This is a genomic window from Novosphingobium aeonii, assembly GCF_052279045.1.
GTDB lineage: Bacteria > Pseudomonadota > Alphaproteobacteria > Sphingomonadales > Sphingomonadaceae > Novosphingobium.
The window spans coordinates 202,974-222,262 of record NZ_CP176832.1; the positions used below are offsets into that span (position 1 = coordinate 202,974).

At 68.1% G+C, this 19,289-nt stretch carries 17 protein-coding genes and 2 tRNA genes; 14 read left to right on the top strand and 5 right to left on the bottom strand.

The features are described from left to right. The first annotated feature begins 6 nt into the window (after window positions 1–6). Window positions 7–1,041 carry an MBL fold metallo-hydrolase gene (locus ACLIMP_RS01085; RefSeq protein ID WP_443478000.1) on the top strand — a complete coding sequence of 345 codons (1,035 nt, stop codon included), beginning with the start codon at window positions 7–9 and terminating at the stop codon, window positions 1,039–1,041. Here ACLIMP_RS01085 and ACLIMP_RS01090 read toward each other — a convergent pair. Then, entirely contained in the window at window positions 1,032–2,111 is a 1,080-nt protein-coding gene (locus ACLIMP_RS01090; protein ID WP_443478001.1) for a L,D-transpeptidase family protein, read from the bottom strand. The two genes, ACLIMP_RS01085 and ACLIMP_RS01090, sit on opposite strands and share 10 nt — an antisense overlap. Window positions 2,112–2,307: 196 nt before the next feature. Between ACLIMP_RS01090 and ACLIMP_RS01095 the strand changes: the two genes are divergently transcribed. Genes ACLIMP_RS01095 through ACLIMP_RS01115 form a run of 5 tightly spaced genes read left to right on the top strand, consistent with a single transcriptional unit; the run spans window position 2,308 to window position 6,757 of the window. Then, the gene (locus ACLIMP_RS01095) at window positions 2,308–3,501 is read left to right on the top strand and encodes an aminotransferase class I/II-fold pyridoxal phosphate-dependent enzyme (RefSeq protein WP_324696966.1); all 1,194 of its coding nucleotides are present in this window, start codon (window positions 2,308–2,310) and stop codon (window positions 3,499–3,501) included. Beyond that, complete coding sequence (locus ACLIMP_RS01100; protein ID WP_324696967.1) at window positions 3,498–4,118, top strand: alpha/beta fold hydrolase; 621 nt, start codon at window positions 3,498–3,500, stop codon at window positions 4,116–4,118. Before ACLIMP_RS01095 ends, ACLIMP_RS01100 begins: the two co-directional genes overlap by 4 nt. Beyond that, window positions 4,115–4,855: a methyltransferase gene (locus ACLIMP_RS01105; protein ID WP_324696969.1), complete on the top strand. Its 741-nt coding sequence runs from the start codon at window positions 4,115–4,117 to the stop codon at window positions 4,853–4,855. The genes ACLIMP_RS01100 and ACLIMP_RS01105 overlap by 4 nt, the downstream gene beginning before the upstream one ends. A gap of 7 nt (window positions 4,856–4,862) precedes the next feature. Next, entirely contained in the window at window positions 4,863–5,507 is a 645-nt protein-coding gene (gene bioD, locus ACLIMP_RS01110) for a dethiobiotin synthase (protein WP_197283085.1), read from the top strand. Then, window positions 5,504–6,757: an adenosylmethionine--8-amino-7-oxononanoate transaminase gene (locus ACLIMP_RS01115; RefSeq protein WP_324696973.1), complete on the top strand. Its 1,254-nt coding sequence runs from the start codon at window positions 5,504–5,506 to the stop codon at window positions 6,755–6,757. Before bioD ends, ACLIMP_RS01115 begins: the two co-directional genes overlap by 4 nt. Before the next feature lie 99 nt (window positions 6,758–6,856). On the opposite strand, the gene ACLIMP_RS01120 is transcribed toward ACLIMP_RS01115, so the two are convergent. Both ACLIMP_RS01120 and ACLIMP_RS01125 read right to left on the bottom strand, forming a co-directional pair. Then, window positions 6,857–8,392, bottom strand: coding sequence for a catalase (locus ACLIMP_RS01120; RefSeq protein ID WP_054439486.1), 1,536 nt, complete (start codon window positions 8,390–8,392; stop codon window positions 6,857–6,859). A gap of 142 nt (window positions 8,393–8,534) precedes the next feature. Next, window positions 8,535–9,011 (bottom strand): hypothetical protein, encoded by a 477-nt coding sequence (locus ACLIMP_RS01125; protein WP_324696975.1) that lies wholly within the window; start codon window positions 9,009–9,011, stop codon window positions 8,535–8,537. Window positions 9,012–9,153: 142 nt separating this feature from the next. Between ACLIMP_RS01125 and ACLIMP_RS01130 the strand changes: the two genes are divergently transcribed. The 5 genes from ACLIMP_RS01130 to ACLIMP_RS01150 all read left to right on the top strand — a co-directional run bounded on the left by ACLIMP_RS01130 (window position 9,154) and on the right by ACLIMP_RS01150 (window position 14,836). Then, window positions 9,154–10,173, top strand: a complete 1,020-nt coding sequence (locus ACLIMP_RS01130) for an NAD(P)H-dependent flavin oxidoreductase (RefSeq protein ID WP_054439482.1) — start codon at window positions 9,154–9,156, stop codon at window positions 10,171–10,173. Window positions 10,174–10,184: 11 nt separating this feature from the next. Then, on the top strand, window positions 10,185–11,039 hold the full coding sequence (gene purU, locus ACLIMP_RS01135; protein ID WP_054439481.1) for a formyltetrahydrofolate deformylase: 855 nt from the start codon (window positions 10,185–10,187) through the stop codon (window positions 11,037–11,039). A gap of 58 nt (window positions 11,040–11,097) precedes the next feature. Then, a complete protein-coding gene (locus ACLIMP_RS01140; protein WP_324696978.1) occupies window positions 11,098–11,499 on the top strand; it encodes a VOC family protein in 402 nt (133 codons plus the stop codon). A gap of 95 nt (window positions 11,500–11,594) precedes the next feature. Beyond that, window positions 11,595–12,479, top strand: a complete 885-nt coding sequence (locus tag ACLIMP_RS01145) for a dienelactone hydrolase family protein (protein ID WP_324696980.1) — start codon at window positions 11,595–11,597, stop codon at window positions 12,477–12,479. Window positions 12,480–12,595: 116 nt separating this feature from the next. Beyond that, on the top strand, window positions 12,596–14,836 hold the full coding sequence (locus ACLIMP_RS01150; RefSeq protein ID WP_054439475.1) for a PBP1A family penicillin-binding protein: 2,241 nt from the start codon (window positions 12,596–12,598) through the stop codon (window positions 14,834–14,836). 91 nt (window positions 14,837–14,927) lie between these two features. Here ACLIMP_RS01150 and ACLIMP_RS01155 read toward each other — a convergent pair whose 3' ends face one another. Together ACLIMP_RS01155 and ACLIMP_RS01160 are read right to left on the bottom strand one after the other, a co-directional pair. Further along, the gene (locus ACLIMP_RS01155) at window positions 14,928–15,542 is read right to left on the bottom strand and encodes an LON peptidase substrate-binding domain-containing protein (RefSeq protein WP_054439473.1); all 615 of its coding nucleotides are present in this window, start codon (window positions 15,540–15,542) and stop codon (window positions 14,928–14,930) included. 2 nt (window positions 15,543–15,544) lie between these two features. Next, entirely contained in the window at window positions 15,545–16,447 is a 903-nt protein-coding gene (locus ACLIMP_RS01160) for a tetratricopeptide repeat protein (RefSeq protein WP_324699081.1), read from the bottom strand. A 224-nt stretch (window positions 16,448–16,671) separates the two neighbouring features. Here ACLIMP_RS01160 and ACLIMP_RS01165 point away from each other — a divergent pair. From ACLIMP_RS01165 to ACLIMP_RS01175, 3 genes are all read left to right on the top strand, one after another. After that, window positions 16,672–16,746 (top strand) — tRNA-Gly (locus ACLIMP_RS01165). 46 nt (window positions 16,747–16,792) lie between these two features. Next, window positions 16,793–16,867, top strand: a tRNA-Gly gene (locus ACLIMP_RS01170). Between the two features lie 129 nt (window positions 16,868–16,996). Beyond that, on the top strand, window positions 16,997–19,222 hold the full coding sequence (locus ACLIMP_RS01175; protein WP_324696984.1) for an O-linked N-acetylglucosamine transferase, SPINDLY family protein: 2,226 nt from the start codon (window positions 16,997–16,999) through the stop codon (window positions 19,220–19,222). The last annotated feature ends 67 nt before the right edge of the window (window positions 19,223–19,289 follow it).

The window sequence follows — 19,289 nt, forward strand, 5'->3', positions numbered from 1 at the left end:
AACGGCATGATCTTCGAGCAAATCGCCACGGGCGGCTGCCAGTCATACCTGCTCGGCTGCGAAGCCAGCCGCGCCGCGATCCTGATCGACCCGGAACAGTCCCAGATCGATCGCTATGTCGGCCTGGCGAGCCAGCTCGGCGTCCATATCCGCTACGTGCTCGACACGCACACGCATGCCGATCACTTCTCCGCCAGCCGCGAACTGGGCAGGCTGCTGCGCGCGCCGGTGGTGATGAACCGCCTGAGCCCTGCCCCTTATGCCGGGATGCGACTGGACGATGGGGACATGCTGATCGTCGGCGAGTTGCGCCTGCGCGCCCTGCACACGCCGGGGCATACGCGCGATTCGATGTGCATCCTTGCCGCGGACCGGGTCTTCACCGGAGACACGCTGCTGATCGGCGGCACCGGGCGCACCGATCTTCCCACCGGCGATCCCGCCGCCCTTCATGACAGCCTGTTCGGCAAGCTGCTGAAACTTCCGCCAGAAACGCTGGTCTATCCCGCGCATGACTACAAGGGCCGCAGCCATTCCACCATCGGCGCCGAAATCGCCGAAAATCCGCGCCTGCAAAAGACCGACCGGGATGAATTCGTGGCGATGATGCAGCATCTGGACCTGGCCGCGCCCACCCATCTCACCGAAGCGCTGCTCACCAACATGAACGGCGGCAGGACCGTTGCCCAGCTTCTCGCCGAAGCCGCCGCGCGCGTTCCCTTCATCGCGCTGGAGGAATTGAACGCGCGGATCGGCACCCTAGCCGGCGACATGATCGTGCTCGACGTGCGCGAGAAGGAAGCGTTCGAGGCCGGCCATATTCCCGGCGCCGTCCACCTGCCGCGCGGCCAGCTCGAACTGCGGGTCAACGCGATGCTCTGCGATCCCACCGCCCGGCTGGTGACATGCTGCGAATTCGGCAAGATCTCCACGCTGGCCGCCGCGACCTTGCGCGAACTGGGGTTCCTACGCGCGGTCGCGCTGGACGGCGGCGTCAAGGCATGGGCAGAGGCGGGCTATCCGGTCGAACGTCAGGCCTGAAACACCACTTTCGTTCCCGCCGAAACCATCTGCGCCAGCCGCGCGGCGTCCCAATTGGTCAGGCGCACGCAGCCATGGCTTTCGGTGCGGCCGATGTTCTGGGGTTCGGGCGTGCCGTGAATGCCGTAGTGCGCCTTGGACAAGTCCAGCCAGACCACGCCGACAGGCCCGTTCGGCCCCGGCGGCAGGAGCTTGTCCTTCGCGCTTTTCTTGGCATCCCAGAACAGGTCCGGGTTGAAGTGATAGTCCGGATTGCGCGCCTCTCCCACGATCTTCCAGGTGCCGAGCGGCAGGGGATCGTGGCCGCTGCCGGTGGTCACCGGGAACTGCGCGATCAGCTTGTTCGCACCGTCATAGACCCGCAGCGCGCCATCGGACTTGTCGACCACGACGTGATCGGCCCTGGGTTGCTCCGCCGCGACGCCAAGGCGCTGGAGGGTATCGGCCCAGCCGCTCTCGTCCCCCTCGATGGTCGCAAGTCCGGCATCGCGAACGTCGGGCACCCGGATCGTCCGCCCCGCGCCCAGCACCGTGCCTGCGCCGTTGAGCGCCAGCAGCGTTTCGGGCGTGGTGTGGAACCGTTCGGCCAGCGCCTCGGCCATGCTGCGGTATCCCAGGTGCTTGAACCGCGCCTGCCCGGCCATGTCCTTGGGCAGGTCCGGCACGAACGGGCCTCTCGCGAAGTCCGCCGGGATCACCACGTTGCGCGTTCCGGCGCTGTCGCTGCCCGAAAGCAGCGCCTGCTGGGTCGCCGGGTCCAGCCTGCCGCTTGCCGGCAGGCCCCGTGCTTGCTGGAACCCGCTGAGGGCGAGGCGGTAGGACTGGCCTTTCTTGCCGTCTATCACGCCGGAGGAGAAGCCGAGCCGGTCGAGCGCGACTTGCGCGCGCAGCACGAGGCTGTCGGCCGATTCGGTGGCGGCGCCGCCCGGCGCGTCGGCAAAGGCCAGTCCCTGCCCCGGCGATGTCGCGCCGGTGCGCTCACCGGAAGGGGCACGCTCGGAATGGCAGGCGGAGAGCAGCAGGGCCGCGGCGACGGAGACAAGCGGCAGGGTTCGCAACACGCGGGGCATCCTTCTTTTTTCCTCTTTCCCCATCAACGCGCGAAGCCGCGCCCGGCTTCACGGCGGCGCGCGTTTTTGTGCCGCACGCCGCCACCTGCTCACGCCGCGCCTGCCGCCCAACCTGCCGGAAGCGCGCGTCCCACCGTGCCGGAGGCGCGCCCACCCCCATTGTGCCGGAGGCCCGCTTGCCATACCGGCTGGCGCGATGAGCAGGTTCGATTCCTTCTTCGCGGCGGCACTCGGCCGGATCGAGAGCGCCGGACAGCGCCGCATCTTGCGTCCCGCCGCGCTGGAGCCCGGCGGCCGCATCCGGCGCGGCGGCCGCGAGCTGATCGACTTTTCCAGCAACGACTATCTCGGCCTTGCCCGGCATCCGCTGCTGGTCGAACGCGCCCGCGCATGGACCGAGGCCCTGGGCACCGGCTCCGGCGCCTCCCGGCTGGTAACCGGCACGAGCGAGGCGCATCTCGCGCTCGAAGCCCGGATCGCCGCGTTCAAACATGCCGAGGCGGCGCTGATCTTCGCCAGCGGCTGGCAGGCCAATGCCGCGGTGATCCCCGCCCTGCTCGCCGCCGCGCCCGGCGCCATGGTCTTCACCGACCGGCTGGTCCACGCCTCCATGCACGCCGGCATCGCCATTTCCGGCACGCGCCAGCACCGTTTCCGCCACAACGACCTCGATCACCTGGAGGAGCTGCTGGCCGGCAAGGGCCGTGACGCGCCCGCCCGGCTGATCCTTACCGAAAGCGTGTTCTCGATGGACGGGGACCGCGCCGATATCGCCCGCCTGGCCGATATCGCCGCCCGGCACGACGCCTTCCTGTTCGCCGACGAAGCCCATGCCACCGGCGTGCTCGGCCCCGGCGGCGCGGGGCTTTCGGCGCAAGTGCCCGGCGGGATCGACCTCGTGATGGGCACCTTCAGCAAGGCGCTCGGCGGATTCGGCGCCTATGTCGCGGGATCGCGGGTGATGATCGACTACCTCGTCAACGCGGCGAGCGGCTTCGTCTTCACCACCGCCCCGCCGCCCGCCGTGCTTGGCGCGATCGACGCCGCGCTCGACCTCGTGCCGGCCATGGACGAGGAGCGCGCCCACCTCGCCGCGCTGGGCGAACGCCTGCGCCGCGGGCTCGCCGCGCTCGGCATCGACCATGGCGCGTCCAGCACGCAGATCGTCCCCGCCGTGATCGGCGCGGAAGAAGCGGCGCTGGGCCTCTCGCGCCAGCTGGAGGAACGCGGCCTGCTCGCCTCGGCGATCCGCCCGCCAACGGTGCCGCCGGGCACCAGCCGCCTGCGCCTTGCGCTGCGGGCAACTCATTCCAAAGCCGATATCGATGTCCTGCTGGAAGCCATCGGCGATGCGGTGGGCCCGATTTCGCAGGCCGGGGAACGGCGATGAAGCTGCTCTTCGCCCATGGCTGGGGTTTCGGCAGCGCATTCTGGGAACCGCTCGCGAACCTGCTGGCGGACATGCCGCAGGCGATCGACGATTGCGGCTACTTCGGCACGCCGCGCGCCTGCCGCGTGGAAGGCCCGTGCCTTGCGATAACCCACTCCTACGGCACGATGCGCGTGCTGGCCGATCCGCCGCCGGGGCTCGTCGGCATCGTGGCGATCAACGGGTTCGAGCGCTTCACCGCCCGTCCCGACCGCGCGGGCGTCCCGGTGCGCGTGGTGGACCGGATGCTGCGCCGTTTCGGCGAGGACCCGCGCGCCGTGCTCGCCGAGTTCCGCCGCCAGTGCGGTGCAGGCGATGGCTTCGGCGAAATCGACGCGGACCTGCTCCGCACCGACTTGCTGCGCCTGCGCGATGCCCAGCCGCCGCTGCCGGCGGTGCCGGTACTTTCGCTGCAAGGCGCGCGCGACCCGCTTTTGCCCGAGGCGATGCGGGCCGCCGTTTTCGCGGGCGCGGCCGTGAGCCGGATCGAAAGCGCCGCGGGCGGACACCTCCTGCCGCTGGAAGCGCCGGAGCTTTGCGCCGGGGCGGTGCGCGGCATGATCGGGCACGGAGCATGAACGTTCCACGTGAAAGCATCGCCCGCGCCTTCGCCGGGGCTGCCGACTATGACGGCAACGCACGCATCCAGCGCGACATCGCGCAGGCCCTCGCCGCGCGGATCGCCGCGCTTGCCCTGCCCCGGCGCCCCCGCGTGCTGGAAATCGGCTGCGGCACCGGATTCCTCACGCAGGCACTGGCGGGCCTTGGCGGGGACTGGCTCGTCACCGACCTCTCGCCCGAGATGCTGGAGCGTTGCCGGGCGCGGCTGGGCGAAGACGCGCACCGCCGCTTCGCCGTGCTCGACGGTGAGTACGGCGATCCCGGCGGCGGCCCGTTCGACCTGATCTGCTCCAGCCTCGCCGTGCAGTGGTTCGACGATGCCCCGCGAGCGCTCGCCCGCATGGGCGGCTGGCTTGCACCCGGCGGCCACCTGATGGTGACGACGCTCGGCCCCGGCAGTTTCGCGCAGTGGCGGGAAGCGCACGCGGCGGAGGGCCTCGCGGCCGGAACGCCCCGCTTCGCCCCGGTCGCGGCCTTCGGCGACTTCTCCGTCACGGCCGAGAACCGCATCGAGCGCCATGACGATCCGCTCGCCTTCCTGCGCGCGCTCAAGGCCATAGGCGCGCACGCCGCCGATGCCGGGCACCGCCCGCTTTCTCCCGGCCAGTTGCGCCGGACGCTGGCTCGTTTTGCCCAAAGCGGATGCGAAGTCACTTACGAGGTCGTGACCTGTCACTTACACCGCGCTAGGTGAGCGCCCCATGAGACCCCAGATCGCCAGACCCCTGATCGTCACCGGAACCGATACCGAAATCGGCAAGACCGTGTTCGCCGCCGCGCTCGCCGGGGCGCTGGGCGCGCATTACTGGAAGCCGGTACAGGCCGGGCTCGAGGAAGACGGCGGCGATGGAGACCGCGTGGGGCGGCTGTCCGGCCTGCCCGCCGGCCACATCCTGCCCGAAGCCTACCGCCTCGCCACCCCCTGCTCCCCGCACCTCGCCGCCGAGATCGACGGGGTGGAGATCGATCCCGAACGGCTCGCCCTGCCGCAGGTAGAAGGGCCGCTGGTGGTCGAGGGGGCGGGCGGCGTCATGGTCCCGCTCACCCGCACCATGACTTATGCCGACCAGTTCGCGCGGTGGCAGGCGCCGGTGGTGCTGGTGGCGCGCACCGTGCTGGGCACGATCAACCATTCGCTGCTCTCGATCGAGGCGCTGCGTTCGCGCGGCGTCGAGGTGCTGGGCGTGGCTTTCGTGGGCGATGCCGTGGAAGACAGCGAGGCCACTATCTGCGCCATGGGCAATGTCCGCCGCCTCGGCCGCCTGCCCCGCCTCGCATCCCTGACCCCCGAGGCCCTGGCCCGCGCCTTTGCAGCAAACTTCCGCATCGAGGACTTCAGGGCATGACATCATCGGTCTGGCATCCCTTCACGCAGCACGGGCTTGGCGAGCCGGTGCCGCTCGTCACCCATGCCGAGGGCGCGCTGCTGCACACGGCCGACGGCAAGGCGGTGGTGGACGCGGTTTCCTCGTGGTGGGTGACGACGCACGGCCATTCCCATCCGCGCATCCGCGCCGCCATCGCGGAGCAGGCGCAGAAACTCGACCAGATCATCTTCGCCGGATGGACGCACGAACCGGCCGAACAGGTCGCCGCCGGCCTGCGCGAGATCATGCCGGAAAGCCTGACGCGGGTGTTCTTCTCCGATTCGGGTTCGACCAGTGTCGAAGTCGCGCTGAAGATGGCGCTCGGCTACTGGCACTGGCGGGGCGAGAACCGCCACCGGATCGTGGTGATGGAGAATTCCTACCACGGCGACACCATCGGCGCGATGTCGGTGGGGGAGCGCGGCGTGTTCAACCAGCCCTACGAGCCGCTGCTGTTCGGCGTCGGCCGCATTCCCTTCCCCGCAGCGGGCGCGGAACAGCAGACGCTGGACGCGCTGGAGGCGCTCTGCCGCCAGCCGGACACCGCCGCCCTGATCGTGGAACCGCTGATCCTCGGCGCGGGCGGGATGCTGGTATACGGCCCGGAAACGCTTGCCGCGATGCGCGATATCTGCGCGCGGCACGGGGTCCTGTTCATCGCCGACGAAGTGATGACGGCATGGGGCCGCACCGGCACCCTGCTCGCCTGCGAACAGGCCGGCATCGTCCCCGACATCCTCTGCCTTTCCAAGGGGCTGACCGGGGGCGCCGTCCCGCTCGCCGTCACCATGGCCAGCGAGCCGATCTTCGAGGCGCATTACTCCGCCGACCGCGCGCGGATGTTCTTCCACTCGTCAAGCTACACGGCAAACCCGATCGCCTGCGCCGCCGCCGCCGCCAACCTGGCGATCTGGCGCGAGGAGCCGGTGCGCGAAAGGATCGCCGCGCTGGCGGAAAAGCAGGCGGGCTGGATCGCGAAGCTCGGCCAGTTCTGCCATTTCGACAATCCCCGCACGATCGGCACGATCGCCGCGCTGGACCTCAGGACCGCCGGCACCAGCGGCTACATGAGCGACCTCGCTCCGCGCCTCATGGCCTTCTTCCGGGAACGCGACGTGCTGCTGCGCCCGCTCGGGAACACGGTCTACGTCATGCCGCCCTACTGCATGACCGACGATCAGCTCGCACAGGTGTGGGATGCCATCGGCGAAGCGGTGATATCGTTCTGAAAAACGGATAATCCCGCCTCCCCGGCGCGGCATTCGCGAAACGGGGAGGCGGGACCGTGGCCGCCGCATGGGGGGTAACGGCGGCCGGGGTAGCTCTGGTCAGTCTGCCGTCTCGGGCACGGGCGAGAGCGCGGGGTTCACGCTCATGCCCAGTGCGCTGGCCACGCCCTGGCCGTAAGCCGGATGGCAGCGGGTGCAGTTGTCGATGTGCCGCTGCTTGATGAAGTCCGGCGCATCGCCCATGGCGCGGGCCGTATTCTCGAACAGACGCTGCTTCTGGTCGGCGTCGATCAGTTCGAACAGGGCGCGCGGCTGGCTGTAGTAGTCGTCATCATCCTCGCGGAAGTTCCAGAAATCGGCGTTTCCATCGATCTTCATCGGCGGTTCGCGGTACTCGCCCTGGCCCTGCCACTGCCCGAACGAGTTCGGGTGGTAGTGCGGCAGGCCGCCGTAGTTGCCGTCCACCCGGCCCTGGCCGTCGCGGTGGTTGGTGAAGACCGGGCAGCGCGCGGCGTTCACCGGGATCTGGTGGTGGTTCACGCCAAGGCGGTAACGCTGCGCATCCGAATAGGCGAAGAGACGCGCCTGCAGCATCTTGTCGGGAGAGACGCCGATGCCGGGAACGAGGTTGGAAGGGCTGAAGGCGCTCTGCTCCACATCGGCGAAGAAGTTCTCCGGATTGCGGTTCAGCTCCATCATGCCGACCTCGATCAGCGGGTAGGTCTTCTGCGACCAGACCTTGGTGAGGTCGAAGGGGTGGAACCCGCAGGTCGCCGCTTCTTCCTCGGCCATGATCTGCACCATGACCTTCCACTTCGGGAAATCGCCGCGCTCGATGGCGTCGTAGAGATCGCGCTGGTGCGATTCGCGGTCACCTGCCACGATTGCCGCCGCTTCGGCGTCGGTCAGGTGGGCGTGGCCCTGCTGGGTCTTGAAGTGGAACTTCACCCAGAACCGCTCGCCCGCCTCGTTGTAGAACGAGTAGGTGTGGCTGGAGAAGCCGTCCATGTGGCGGTAGCTCCTGGGGATGCCGCGATCGCCCATGACATAAGTGACCTGGTGGAACGCCTCCGGCAGCAGGGTCCAGAAGTCCCAGTTGTTGGTGGCGCTGCGCATGTTGGTGCGGGGATCGCGCTTCACCGCCTTGTTGAGATCGGGGAACTTGCGGGGATCGCGCACGAAGAAGACCGGCGTGTTGTTGCCGACCATGTCCCAGTTGCCTTCCTCGGTGTAGAACTTCACCGCGAAGCCGCGAATGTCGCGTTCGGCATCGGCGGCGCCGCGCTCGCCCGCAACCGTGGTGAAGCGCGCGAAGATCTCGGTCTGCTTGCCCGCCTCGCCCAGGAACTTCGCGCGGGTATAGCGGCTGACGTCACCGGTGACGGTGAAAGTGCCGAACGCGCCCGAACCCTTGGCATGCATGCGCCGCTCGGGGATGACTTCGCGGTTGAGGTTGGCCAGCTTCTCCAGCAGCCACACGTCCTGCATCAGCAGCGGCCCGCGCGGCCCGGCAGTCAGCGAATTGGAATTGTCGACCACCGGCGCGCCGAAGGCGGTGGTGAGAGGGGTAGGAGTGAGCGAAGTCTCGCCGTGGGCGTAGGGGCACTTTCCGCCGCCGGGTGTGGTTTCGGTCATGGTCTCACTCCTTGTCTTGTCCGTCCCGCTAAGGGCTTGCGAGACGGTTCTAACCGAAGGAGACTGATTGAATAAGCTATACGAAGGCGTAAGTGTAATCGCTTCAGGCGATTAGTTGCACAGGGCCAGCTGCAGACGGCCCTTACAGCGTCCTGCTGATCGCGAGCCGGGCCTGGAGCGAAATCAGCGTCGAACTGGCGTCCGCCACGTCGCCGCGCCGCACCGCATCGCGCGCGCGCCTGATTTCGGCGGCCAGGAACTTGCGCACGTCCCCGGGCGTGCCTGCGCCGAGCGCGCCAGCCTTGGCGGACAGCGTGGCCAGCCCGGCAAGCGCATTGGCATTGGCATTGGCGGTGCCGGTATCGCCGTTACCCAGTTCGGTCGCCAGGTTGCCCGCGCCGATCTCGATCTGCATCAGGGTGGCCTGGTCCTGTTCGCCCAGCCGCGAGGTGCCCGTCATCGGGGCCTGCTGCGCGGGCGCGGCGGCCAGCGCCTCGGGGAGATCAGAGGTCATCTTCTCGAACGCCAGCGTGCCGAGCAGCGCCGCGGCGGCCAGCACGATGACGAGGATGACGATGCTGGAGGGCTGACGGAGGGTGGAAGTCAGCGTCTTGGTCATGGGAAAGGCAGTTCCATTCGGGAGTATCGTCAATCGCATTATAGAACGATGCGGCGCAGGAAGGTGGCCGCGCCAGCTTGTGCGCGGCGCTGCAGCATCCTATGGGCTCGCTCATTCATGAATGCGGGCTATGGGAGCATCAATGGCCGCCAACTCCAAGACCTCGGCGCTGATGGCGCGGGGATGCGAATTTCTCGGCAGCGAATATGCCATCCTGTGCGGCGCCATGTCCTGGGTATCCGAACGCAATCTCGTCTCGGCCATCAGCAATGCCGGCGGCTTTGGCGTCATTGCATGTGGTGCGATGAACCCCGAGCTCCTCGACAAGGAGATCGAAGGGACGCGCGCCCTGACCGACAAGCCTTTCGGTGTCAACCTCATCACCATGCATCCGCAGCTCTTCGAGCTGATCGCGGTCTGCGCGAAGCACAAGGTCGGCCATGTCGTGCTGGCCGGCGGCATTCCGCCCAAGGGCAGCGTCGAGGCGATCAAGGAATCGGGCGCCAAGGTGATCTGCTTCGCGCCCACGCTGGCGCTGGGCAAGAAGCTGCTGCGCTCCGGCGCCGACGCGCTGGTGATCGAGGGCATGGAAGCCGGCGGCCACATCGGCCCGGTTTCCACTTCGGTGCTGGCCCAGGAAATCCTGCCCGCGCTCGCCGCCGACAACCTCGTCTTCGTGGCGGGCGGTATCGGCCGGGGCGAGGCCATGGCCGGATACCTGGAAATGGGCGCGGCGGGCGTGCAGCTCGGCACCCGTTTTGCCTGCGCAAGCGAATCCATCGCTCACGCCGATTTCAAGAAGGCGTTCTTCCGGGCCTCGGCACGCGATGCGGTTGCCTCGGTGCAGGTCGATCCGCGCCTGCCGGTGATCCCGGTGCGCGCGCTCAAGAACAAGGGCACCGAGGAATTCACCGCCAAGCAGATCGAAGTCGCCAAGCGCCTCGATTCCGGTGAACTGGACATGGGCCAGGCGCAGCTTTCGATCGAGCACTTCTGGGCAGGCGCGCTGCGCCGCGCGGTGATCGACGGCGACGTCGAGAGCGGCTCGGTCATGGCCGGCCAGTCGGTGGGCATGGTCAGCAAGGAAGAGCCGGTCGCGGACATCATCGCCGCCCTCCTGGCCGAATCCGAAGCGGCGCTTTCCAACCGCTCCGCTGCCTGAGGCCCGAACCAATGGCTGAACCGCTGATCCTCGCGCTGTCCTGCACCGACCGTCCCGGCATCGTCGCCCGCGTTACCGGCTACCTCGCGCAGGCGGGCGGCAACATCATCGAGGCGCAGCAGTTCAACGACCTCGAGGAAGACAAGTTCTTCATGCGCGTGGCCTTCGATCCGGGCTCCGCGGATCGCGAGGCGTTCAGCGAAGGGTTCGGCGCGATCGCGCACGAATACGGCATGGCCTGGTCGATGACCCGGCGCGACCGCCCGCGCCGGGTGCTGCTGCTGGTCAGCAAGTTCGACCACTGCCTCGCCGACCTGCTCTACCGCCAGCGCATCGGCGAAATGGCGATGGAAGTGGTGGGGATCGTCTCCAACCACCCGCGCGAGGCGATCAACTCGCTGATGATCGGCGATATCCCGTTCCATCATCTGCCCGTCACGCGGGACACCAAAGCCCATCAGGAAGCGCAGATCCGTGCGCTGGTGAACGAGACCCGGGCCGAACTGGTGGTGCTGGCGCGCTACATGCAGATCCTCTCGGACGAGATGGCGGCCTTCCTTTCGGGGCGCTGCATCAATATCCACCACTCGTTCCTGCCGGGCTTCAAGGGCGCCAAGCCCTATCACCAGGCCCATGCGCGCGGCGTGAAGATGATCGGCGCCACCGCGCACTACGTCACCGCCGACCTCGACGAAGGCCCGATCATCCACCAGGACGTGGAAACCGTGACTCACGCCGATACGCCCGAGGACATGGTCCGCAAGGGCCGCGACATCGAGCGCCGCGTGCTGGCAGAGGCCGTGCGCCTGCATCTTGAGGACCGCGTGCTCCTGAACGGTTCGCGCACGGTGGTCTTCCGAAGCTGACACTTGCAGGGCGGCGATCATCGTTCGATGGTGCCGCCTCTGCCAAGGGAGAGAGCCCATGCCCGTCAACGGTGTCGATCACGTCAATATCCTTACCGACGATCTTGAGGCGACCGCCTCGTTCTACGAACGGGTGCTCGGCCTCACCCGCAGCGACAATCCCACGATCGCCAAAGGCATCGCCGGCTACTGGATGCGCGATGCGGCGGGCCATGCGATCGTCCACCTCGTGGACCGCACCACCGCGCCGGGCCGCTACGACGAATACCGGCCCGGACAGCCGACCAACGCGCTCCACCATTTCGCCCTGCGCTGCTCGGGCTTTGCCGAAACGGTGGCCACGATCGAGCAGCTCGGCCTTGCGCACCGGGTGATGGAACACCCCGGCCTCGGCCTGCGGCAGGTGTTCCTGGTGGACCCCAATGCGGTGAACCTCGAACTCAACTTCCCCGGAGACTGAAATCCGGCATTCCGGCAAGCAGGCCCTCGCCATGGCCTTCGCGGTTGGGTAGCCTTGGCGGCAACCACCTGATTTCAAGACCGGAGCGCTTTTCGATGTGTGACGATTTCACCGCCGAGGCCGAAGACGCCAACCTTGCCCGGCGCGGGCTCAATCGCCGGCAGTTCGCCGCGATCGGCGCCGGCGCGGCGGCCGGAGCCGCCCTTACCGGCTGCACCAACGTGATGAAGCTGCGCGGCGCCAATGCGCTGAACGAGCGGATGGTCTCGATCACCACGGCGGACGGCGTGGCCGACGCCTTCTTCGTCCACCCGGCCAAGGGCAGCCATCCCGCCGTCATCCTCTGGCCCGATATCGCCGGCCTGCGCGAGGCGAAGAAGATCATGGCCCGCACGCTCGCCGCCGAAGGCCACGCCGTGCTTGTCGTGAACCCCTATTATCGCGGCGAGCCCGCCCCCGTGTTCGAAAGCTTCGCCGCCTTCCGCACGCCGGAAGGGCAGGCCAAGGTCGCTCCGCTGCGCGCCGCGCTCACGCCCGACGCCATCACCCGCGATGCCCGTGCCTATGTCGCCTTCCTCGATGCCCAGAAGGCCGTGGATACGAAGCGCGGGATCGGCAGCAACGGCTATTGCATGGGCGGCCCCTTCACCGTCCGTACGGCGGCGGCAGTACCGGGACGGGTCCGCGCGGCGGCTTCCTTCCACGGCGCCGGCCTCGTCACCGACCAGGACGACAGCCCCCACCGCCTTCTGGCGCGCACGCAGGCCTCCTATCTCTTCGCCATCGCCCGCAACGACGATGCGAAGCAGCCGGACCAGAAGACCGACCTGAAGCAGGCCGCCTCCGCCGCCGGACGCCCCGCCGAAGTCGAGGTCTACCCCGCCGATCACGGCTGGTGCGTGCCTGATTCGCCGGCATGGGACCCGGATGCGGCGGACAAGGCATGGCAGCGGATGCTCGCGCTCTACGCCGCGCTCTAGCCGCCGAACGTCGCCCGATCGTCACTTGCCCGTTAACGCCGGGTTACAATAGGCGCGTCCACGGTGTAGGAAGCGCTCGGGCCGCCTGGTCCGCTTAAGGGATTTATACCTCGAAAATGGCCAATGATTCCGGCCGGCGCCGCTCCTCCAGCGGGCCTTCCTCCCCTGCCAAGAAGAAACCCCTCTGGCGCCGAATCGTTCGCGGCGTCCTGATCTGGGGCTCTGCACTTGCCATTCTGGGCGTGATCTTCCTGGGCACCGCCGTCGTCTTCACGATGAGCGAGCTGCCGGAATACGATTCGCTCAAGAGCAGCCAGAACGGCCAGATGATCGTGGTCCGCGCGCGGGACGGGACGGAACTCGTCTCGCTCGGGCCGAGCTACGGCAAGTGGCTGAGCTACGACCAGATTCCCGCCGTCATGAAGGGCGCGATGGTCTCGGTCGAGGATCGCCGCTTCCGCGAGCATATCGGCGTTGACGCGCTGGGCCTGCTGCGCGCCGTCTACGTCTCGACGACGACGGGCGGCCGCGCCAAGGCAACCTCGACGATCACGCAGCAGCTTGCCCGCAACGTATTCCTCAACAACAGCCGCTCCTTCACGCGCAAGGCGCGCGAAGCGGTGCTGGCGCTGGCGCTGGAACGCAAGTTCACCAAGGACCAGATCCTCGAACTCTACCTCAACAAGGTCTATTTCGGCGGCGGCGCCTATGGCATCGACGCGGCCAGCCGCAAGTTCTTCGGCCATCCCGCCACCGAACTCTCCACCGCCGAGGCCGCGATCATCGCCGGCCTGGTGAAGGCCCCTTCGAACTATTCGCCCACCGCCGACGTCGCGGCCGCCAAGGACCGCGGCGAAGTGGTGCTGGGCCTGATGGTCAAGAACGGCGCGATCACGCAGCAGGAAGCCGATCAGGCCGACATCGCCGACGTGAACGTGGTCCATGAAAAGGGCCAGAACGCGGTCCGTTATTTCACCGACTGGGCCCTGCCCCAGCTCGACACGCTGCTGCCCGACACGAACGAGCCGATCGAGGTCTGGACCACGCTCGATCCGAAGATGCAGCAGGCGGCCACCAGTTCGATCGTCGCCAACGTGCCCAAGGGCGCGCAGGGCGCGCTCGTCAGCCTCGACCGCGACGGCGCCGTGCTGGCGATGGTCGGCGGCACGGACTACGTGAATTCGAACTATAACCGCGCCACCACCGCGATGCGCCAGCCCGGCTCGGCGTGGAAGCTGTTCGTCTACCTCTCCGCGCTCGAAGCCGGCTACACGCCGGACGACCGCGTGGTGGACGAACCGGTGACGATCGACGGCTGGAGCCCGCAGAACGACGGCCGCAACTTCGCCGGCCAGATCGATATCCGCACCGCCTTCGCCTATTCGAAGAACACCGTCGCCGCGCAGCTCGGCAACGAGGTGGGCTTCGGCACCGTGGCCTCGATGGCGCGGCGCTTCGGCATCACCACCCCGATCAACACCAAGCCCGCCATGGTGCTGGGCACCTCCGAAGTGCGCGTGATCGACATGACCCGCGCCTTCGCCGCGGTTTCCGCCGGCGGCACCTCGGTGGAGCCCTATGGCATCGTCAAGGTGACGACGTCCTCGGGCGAAGTGCTCTACGAACACAAGTCGGTGCGCGGACAGGTTCTGGTGCCGCCCAACGTGGCCGCCGGGATCACCGACCTGCTGCAGACGACCGTGGCCACCGGCACCGGCCGCGCCGCGCAGATCGGGCGCCCCGTGGCGGGCAAGACCGGCACCACCAGTTCGAACAAGGACGGCTGGTTCCTCGGCTTCTCCAGCGGCATCACCACCGGAGTCTGGATGGGCCGCGACGATGCCCGCCCGGTCGGCGGCCTTTCCGGCGGCCATGCCCCGGCACGCGCCTTCTCCGATTACATGAAGGTCGCGGTGGCCAAGCGCCCGGTCGAACAGTTCGACACCGAGGTGAAGCTGCCCGAATGGCAGCTCGAACCCGACGACGAGGCGATGCAGGGCAACCCGAACGACTATTACTACGTCGACGAGAACGGCAATATCGTCCAGCCCGGCCCGGATGGCCAGGGCGCGGGTCAGGGCCCGGACGGCCAGCCGCGCTACGAGGATGGTTCGGTCGGTCCCGGCCCCGGCCCCGGCCAGCCGCAGATGCCCGACTATGGCCCCGCACAGTCGCCGCCGCCGGCCGCCAACAGCGACTTCCTCGACCGCGCCACCGGGCGCGGCCAGCAGGACGATCCGGGCCTTCGCGCCGGACAGGGACTGGGGACGGGCGCGCCCCGCCCAACCGCCGGCACTCCCCGCCCCGCCGCCACGCGCAGCCCCGCCCCGGTCGCCACCCGCACGCCGGGCAACTGACCCTGGCGACAGGAAAACAAAAAGGCCCGGAGACAGCTCCGGGCCTTTTTCGTTGGAAGACGCCGCACACTTCCATGTGCAGGGCGTGGCCTTACTGAAGCGTCACGCCTTCATCGTCGCCGTCGTCGCTGCGGCGGCCGAAGAACTGCATGAGCTGGACCAGCAGTTCGCAGCGCAGCGGCAGGCTGTCCGCTTCGAGCAGGGCCTGCTTGGCGGCGGCATCGAACGGCGCGATCTGCGAGACGCCGTTGATGAGCGACTGGTCGTCCAGCCGGCCGACCTGGTCCCAGTCCACCGCATAACCCTGCGCATCGGCGAAGCGCTTGGCCTCGCGCTCGAAGCTGGCGCGTTCGATCGGGGCCAGCACTTCGTCCTCGCGGTCAGGCAGGAGCTCGGCTTCGACCTGCCGGAACGGGGTCGTCACATCGAGTTCGCGCAGCACGCGGAACCGCGATTCGCCGGTGAGCAGGATATTGAACCGCCCATCCTCCAGCGCCTCGACATCGCCGATCCGCCCGAGGCAGCCCACCGCGTAAAGCGGCGCGCCTTCCTGCGGGCGTTGCGGCTGGATCATGCCGATTCGCCGATCCCGCGCGAGCGCGTCGCTCACCATCGCCCGGTAGCGGGGCTCGAAGATGTGGAGCGGCAGTTGCAGCCCCGGATAGAGCACCGCGCCCGGCAGCGGGAAGATGGTGATCCGCGCCACCGTCAACCGAACAGTACGGTGGAGAGCTTGCGGCGCGTGGCGGAGACCCAGGGGTCCTCAAGGCCGGTCACCTCGAAGATCTGGAGCAGCTTGGCGCGGGCGGCGCCTTCGTTCCACTCGCGGTCGGCGGCGACCATGCGCAGCAGCACCTCCGCCGCGGCATCGCGTTCGCCGGCGGCGAATGCGGCATTGGCGAAAGCGAACTGCGCCTCCATGTCGGCGGGACGCTCGGCAGCGGCGGCGCGCAATGCGGCAAGCTCGCTGTCCTCGGGCTTGTCCTTCGCCAGCGCCAGCGCGGTGCGGGCGCGTTCCAGCAGCGGATCGGCGGCAAGTTCGCCTTCGAGACTGTCGAGCACCTGCCCGGCCTCGTCGATGCGGCCCGCCAGCACCAGCGCGCGCACGAACCCGGCCAGCACTTCGGCATTCTCAGGCGCGAGTTCGAGGATCTGCATGAAGGTCGCGGCGGCACGCTCGCCGTCACCCTCCGCCAGCGCTTCCTCGCCCATGGCGATCAGCGGCGCGATATCGTGCTGCGGCTCGGCCCCGCCCGGCTGGACCGGCAACTGCGACAGCAGCTGGTCGAGGGTGGCCTTCAGCTGCGATTCGGTGCGCGCACTGGTAAGGTCCGCCACCGGTTGCCCCTGGAAGATCGCATAGACCGTCGGGATCGAACGCACCTGGAACTGCGATGCGATGAACTGCTCTTCATCGACATTCACCTTGGCAAGGATCACGCCCTTGTCGGCATAGTCCGCCGCCACTTTTTCCAGCACCGGGGTGAGCGCCTTGCACGGCCCGCACCATTCGGCCCAGAAATCGAGAATCACCAGCTGCGTCATCGACGGTTCGGCCACTGTCTTGCGGAACCGGTCGACCGCCTTCTGTTCGTCGAGGTTGAGACCCATGCTGGCCAAGGTATGTGCTCCCGTGAAAATCGAATGGCCCCCTAGATCGTCTCTCGGGACAGATTTGTGAAGGGTTCATGTCCGGTTAGGTGCCGTTTAGGTGTCGTTCTGTCATGCTTCGAAAAATTCTTTCGATTTTCCTCTTGCGGCCTCCAAAAGGCACTGCTAGTGGCGCGCCTCCACCCCGGACCTGCCGGACACTCCAGCAGGTCTTGAACGTCAGAGCGGGCGTAGCTCAGGGGTAGAGCACAACCTTGCCAAGGTTGGGGTCGAGGGTTCGAATCCCTTCGCCCGCTCCAGTTCACATAGGGATTTCCGGTTCGCCGGACGTCTCCAAACGCCAGAGCGGGCGTAGCTCAGGGGTAGAGCACAACCTTGCCAAGGTTGGGGTCGAGGGTTCGAATCCCTTCGCCCGCTCCAGTTTCCTTCGGTGGAAAATCCAGACATTCCAGGAACCTGCATCCACACCTCGTGGATGTCCTGATTCGCCTGCTCATACGCCGTGAACCCTGTTCGCCTAATCTCGCCGTGGCTTTCGCGGAGGGGAACGTGAGCGGACTGGAAGCGCTGCTGATCAAGGCAAGAGGCGCGGCGAAAAGAGGCGAGACGGAAGCGGCGCGGGCGTTCTACCGCGAGGCGCTGGACCGTTTTCCCCGCAACGGCCGGGCAAGGTCGGCGCTCCTTGCGCTCGAAGCTGCCAACACCGATCCGCCGCCCGCCGAAATCGACCAGATGGTATCCGCCTATCGCTCCGGCCGCCTCGAAGATGCGGTGCGTGAGGGTGCCCGGCTCGCCGCGGCCTTTCCGCAGAGCTTCACCGTCCACAACCTGCAAGGCGCGGCGCTGCTCGCGCTCGGCGTGCTTCCGGCCGCCGAAGCCGCATTCCGCCGCGCCATCGCGGCCGATCCCGAAGCGGCAGCCTGCTGGAACAACCTTGCCATCACCTTGCGCCGCCAGAACCGGTTCTCCGAAGCCGAGGACATCTACCGCAAGCTGATCGCCCGCCACCCCCGCTATGCCGACGCGCGCTTCAATCTCGCGAACCTGCTGGACGCGCAGGAACGCCCGGCGGAAGCCGAAGCGGAGTTCGCCGAAACCGTCGCCCTCGATCCGGGCTATACCGAGGCCCATTACAACCTCGGCAACCTGCTCGCAAAGCGCGGCGCCCGCGCCGAGGCCGTCTCGGCCTACCGGCGCGCCGTGGCGCTGCGGCCCGGCCATGCCCTAGCCTATAACAACATGGGCGGCGAACTCCTGCTGCTGGGCCGCCTGGACGATGCCCTGGGCGCCTATGACAGCGCGCTGGAGGCCGACCCCGGCAATACGCAGGCCATCGTCAATCGCGGCAAGGCGCTCGTGCTGAAAGGCGACCTGCCTGCCGCCATCGCCGCCTTCCGCAAGGGCTGGGACCTCGATCCTGCCGACCGCTCCGCGCTGCTCCAGGCCCTGTTCGAGGAAGCCCACATCTGCGACTGGAGCAACCGCACCGAATTCGCGCTGACCGACGCCCCCTCGGCCGCAGCCGTCCAGCCGTTCGCGGCACTGCCCTTCGTGGACGACCCCGCGCACCAGTACCGCCGCTCGCTCGCCTGCGCGGCCGTGAAGTTCGCACCGCCCCCGGCGACACTGCCCGAACCGCCCCCTGCGGCGGACGGCCGAATCCGCGTCGGCTACTTCTCCGCGGACTTTCACGACCATGCAACGATGTACCTGATGAGCGGCCTGTTCCGCGAGCATGACCGGGCGCGCTTCGATATCCGCCTCTACAGCTACGGCCCCCGCTGCGATGGCGACGCCTCGCGGATAGCCCTGCGCGGCCATGCCGACGCCTTCACCGAGATCGGCGACCTGACCGACGCCGAGGTCACGGCGCTGGCAAGAGCGGACGGGCTGGACATCGCCGTCGACCTCAAGGGCTACACGCGCGGCACCCGCACCGCGATGTTCGGCGGGCGCCTCGCCCCTGTGCAGGTCAGCTACATGGGCTATCCCGGCACCATCGGCCACCCTTGCATGGACTACTTCATCGCCGATGCCGCAACCGTGCCTCCGGGCGGCGAAGCGTGGTTCACGGAGAAGATCGTGCGCCTGGCCCATTGCTATCAAGCCAACGACGAGCGCCGCTCGATCGTGGCGGACAGCAGAGGCCGCGCCGGCTGGGGCCTGCCGGAGCGCGGCTTCGTGTTCTGCTGCTTCAACCACACCTACAAGATCGGGCCGGGCGAGTTCGATATCTGGATGCGCCTTCTCGATCAGGTCGAAGGCAGCGTGCTCTGGCTGCTGCGCTCCAACCGCTGGGCCGAGGAAAACCTGCGCCGCGAAGCCGGGCTGCGCGGCATCGATGCGACGCGGCTGGTGTTCTCCGCCGGAGTGCCGCATGGCGAACATCTGGGCCGCCTCGCCCTGGCCGACCTGTTCCTCGATACCTTCGCCGTCAACGCCCATACGACCGCAAGCGATGCGCTCTGGGGCGGATTGCCGGTGCTGACGATGCCCGGCCGCCAGTTCGCCGCGCGGGTTGCCGGAAGCCTCGTGCGGGCGGTGGGCCTGCCCGAACTGGCCGTGCCGGACCGCGACGCCTACGAAGCCACGGCCCTCGCGCTCGCGCACGATCCGCGCGGGATGCGGCACTTGCGCCAGCGCCTTGCCGCGAACCGGCTCACAAGTCCGCTGTTCCGCACCGTTTCCTATACCCGGCGGGTGGAGGCGGCCTTCGAGGAGATGCACAGGCGAAGACTGGCAGGGCTTGCACCGGATCATTTCGAAGTGCCGTGAAGGGAAGGCCCGCGCTTCGGCCATTTCGGAAAATCTCCGCCTGGCGCGCGCGCCAAGCTCCCCCCTT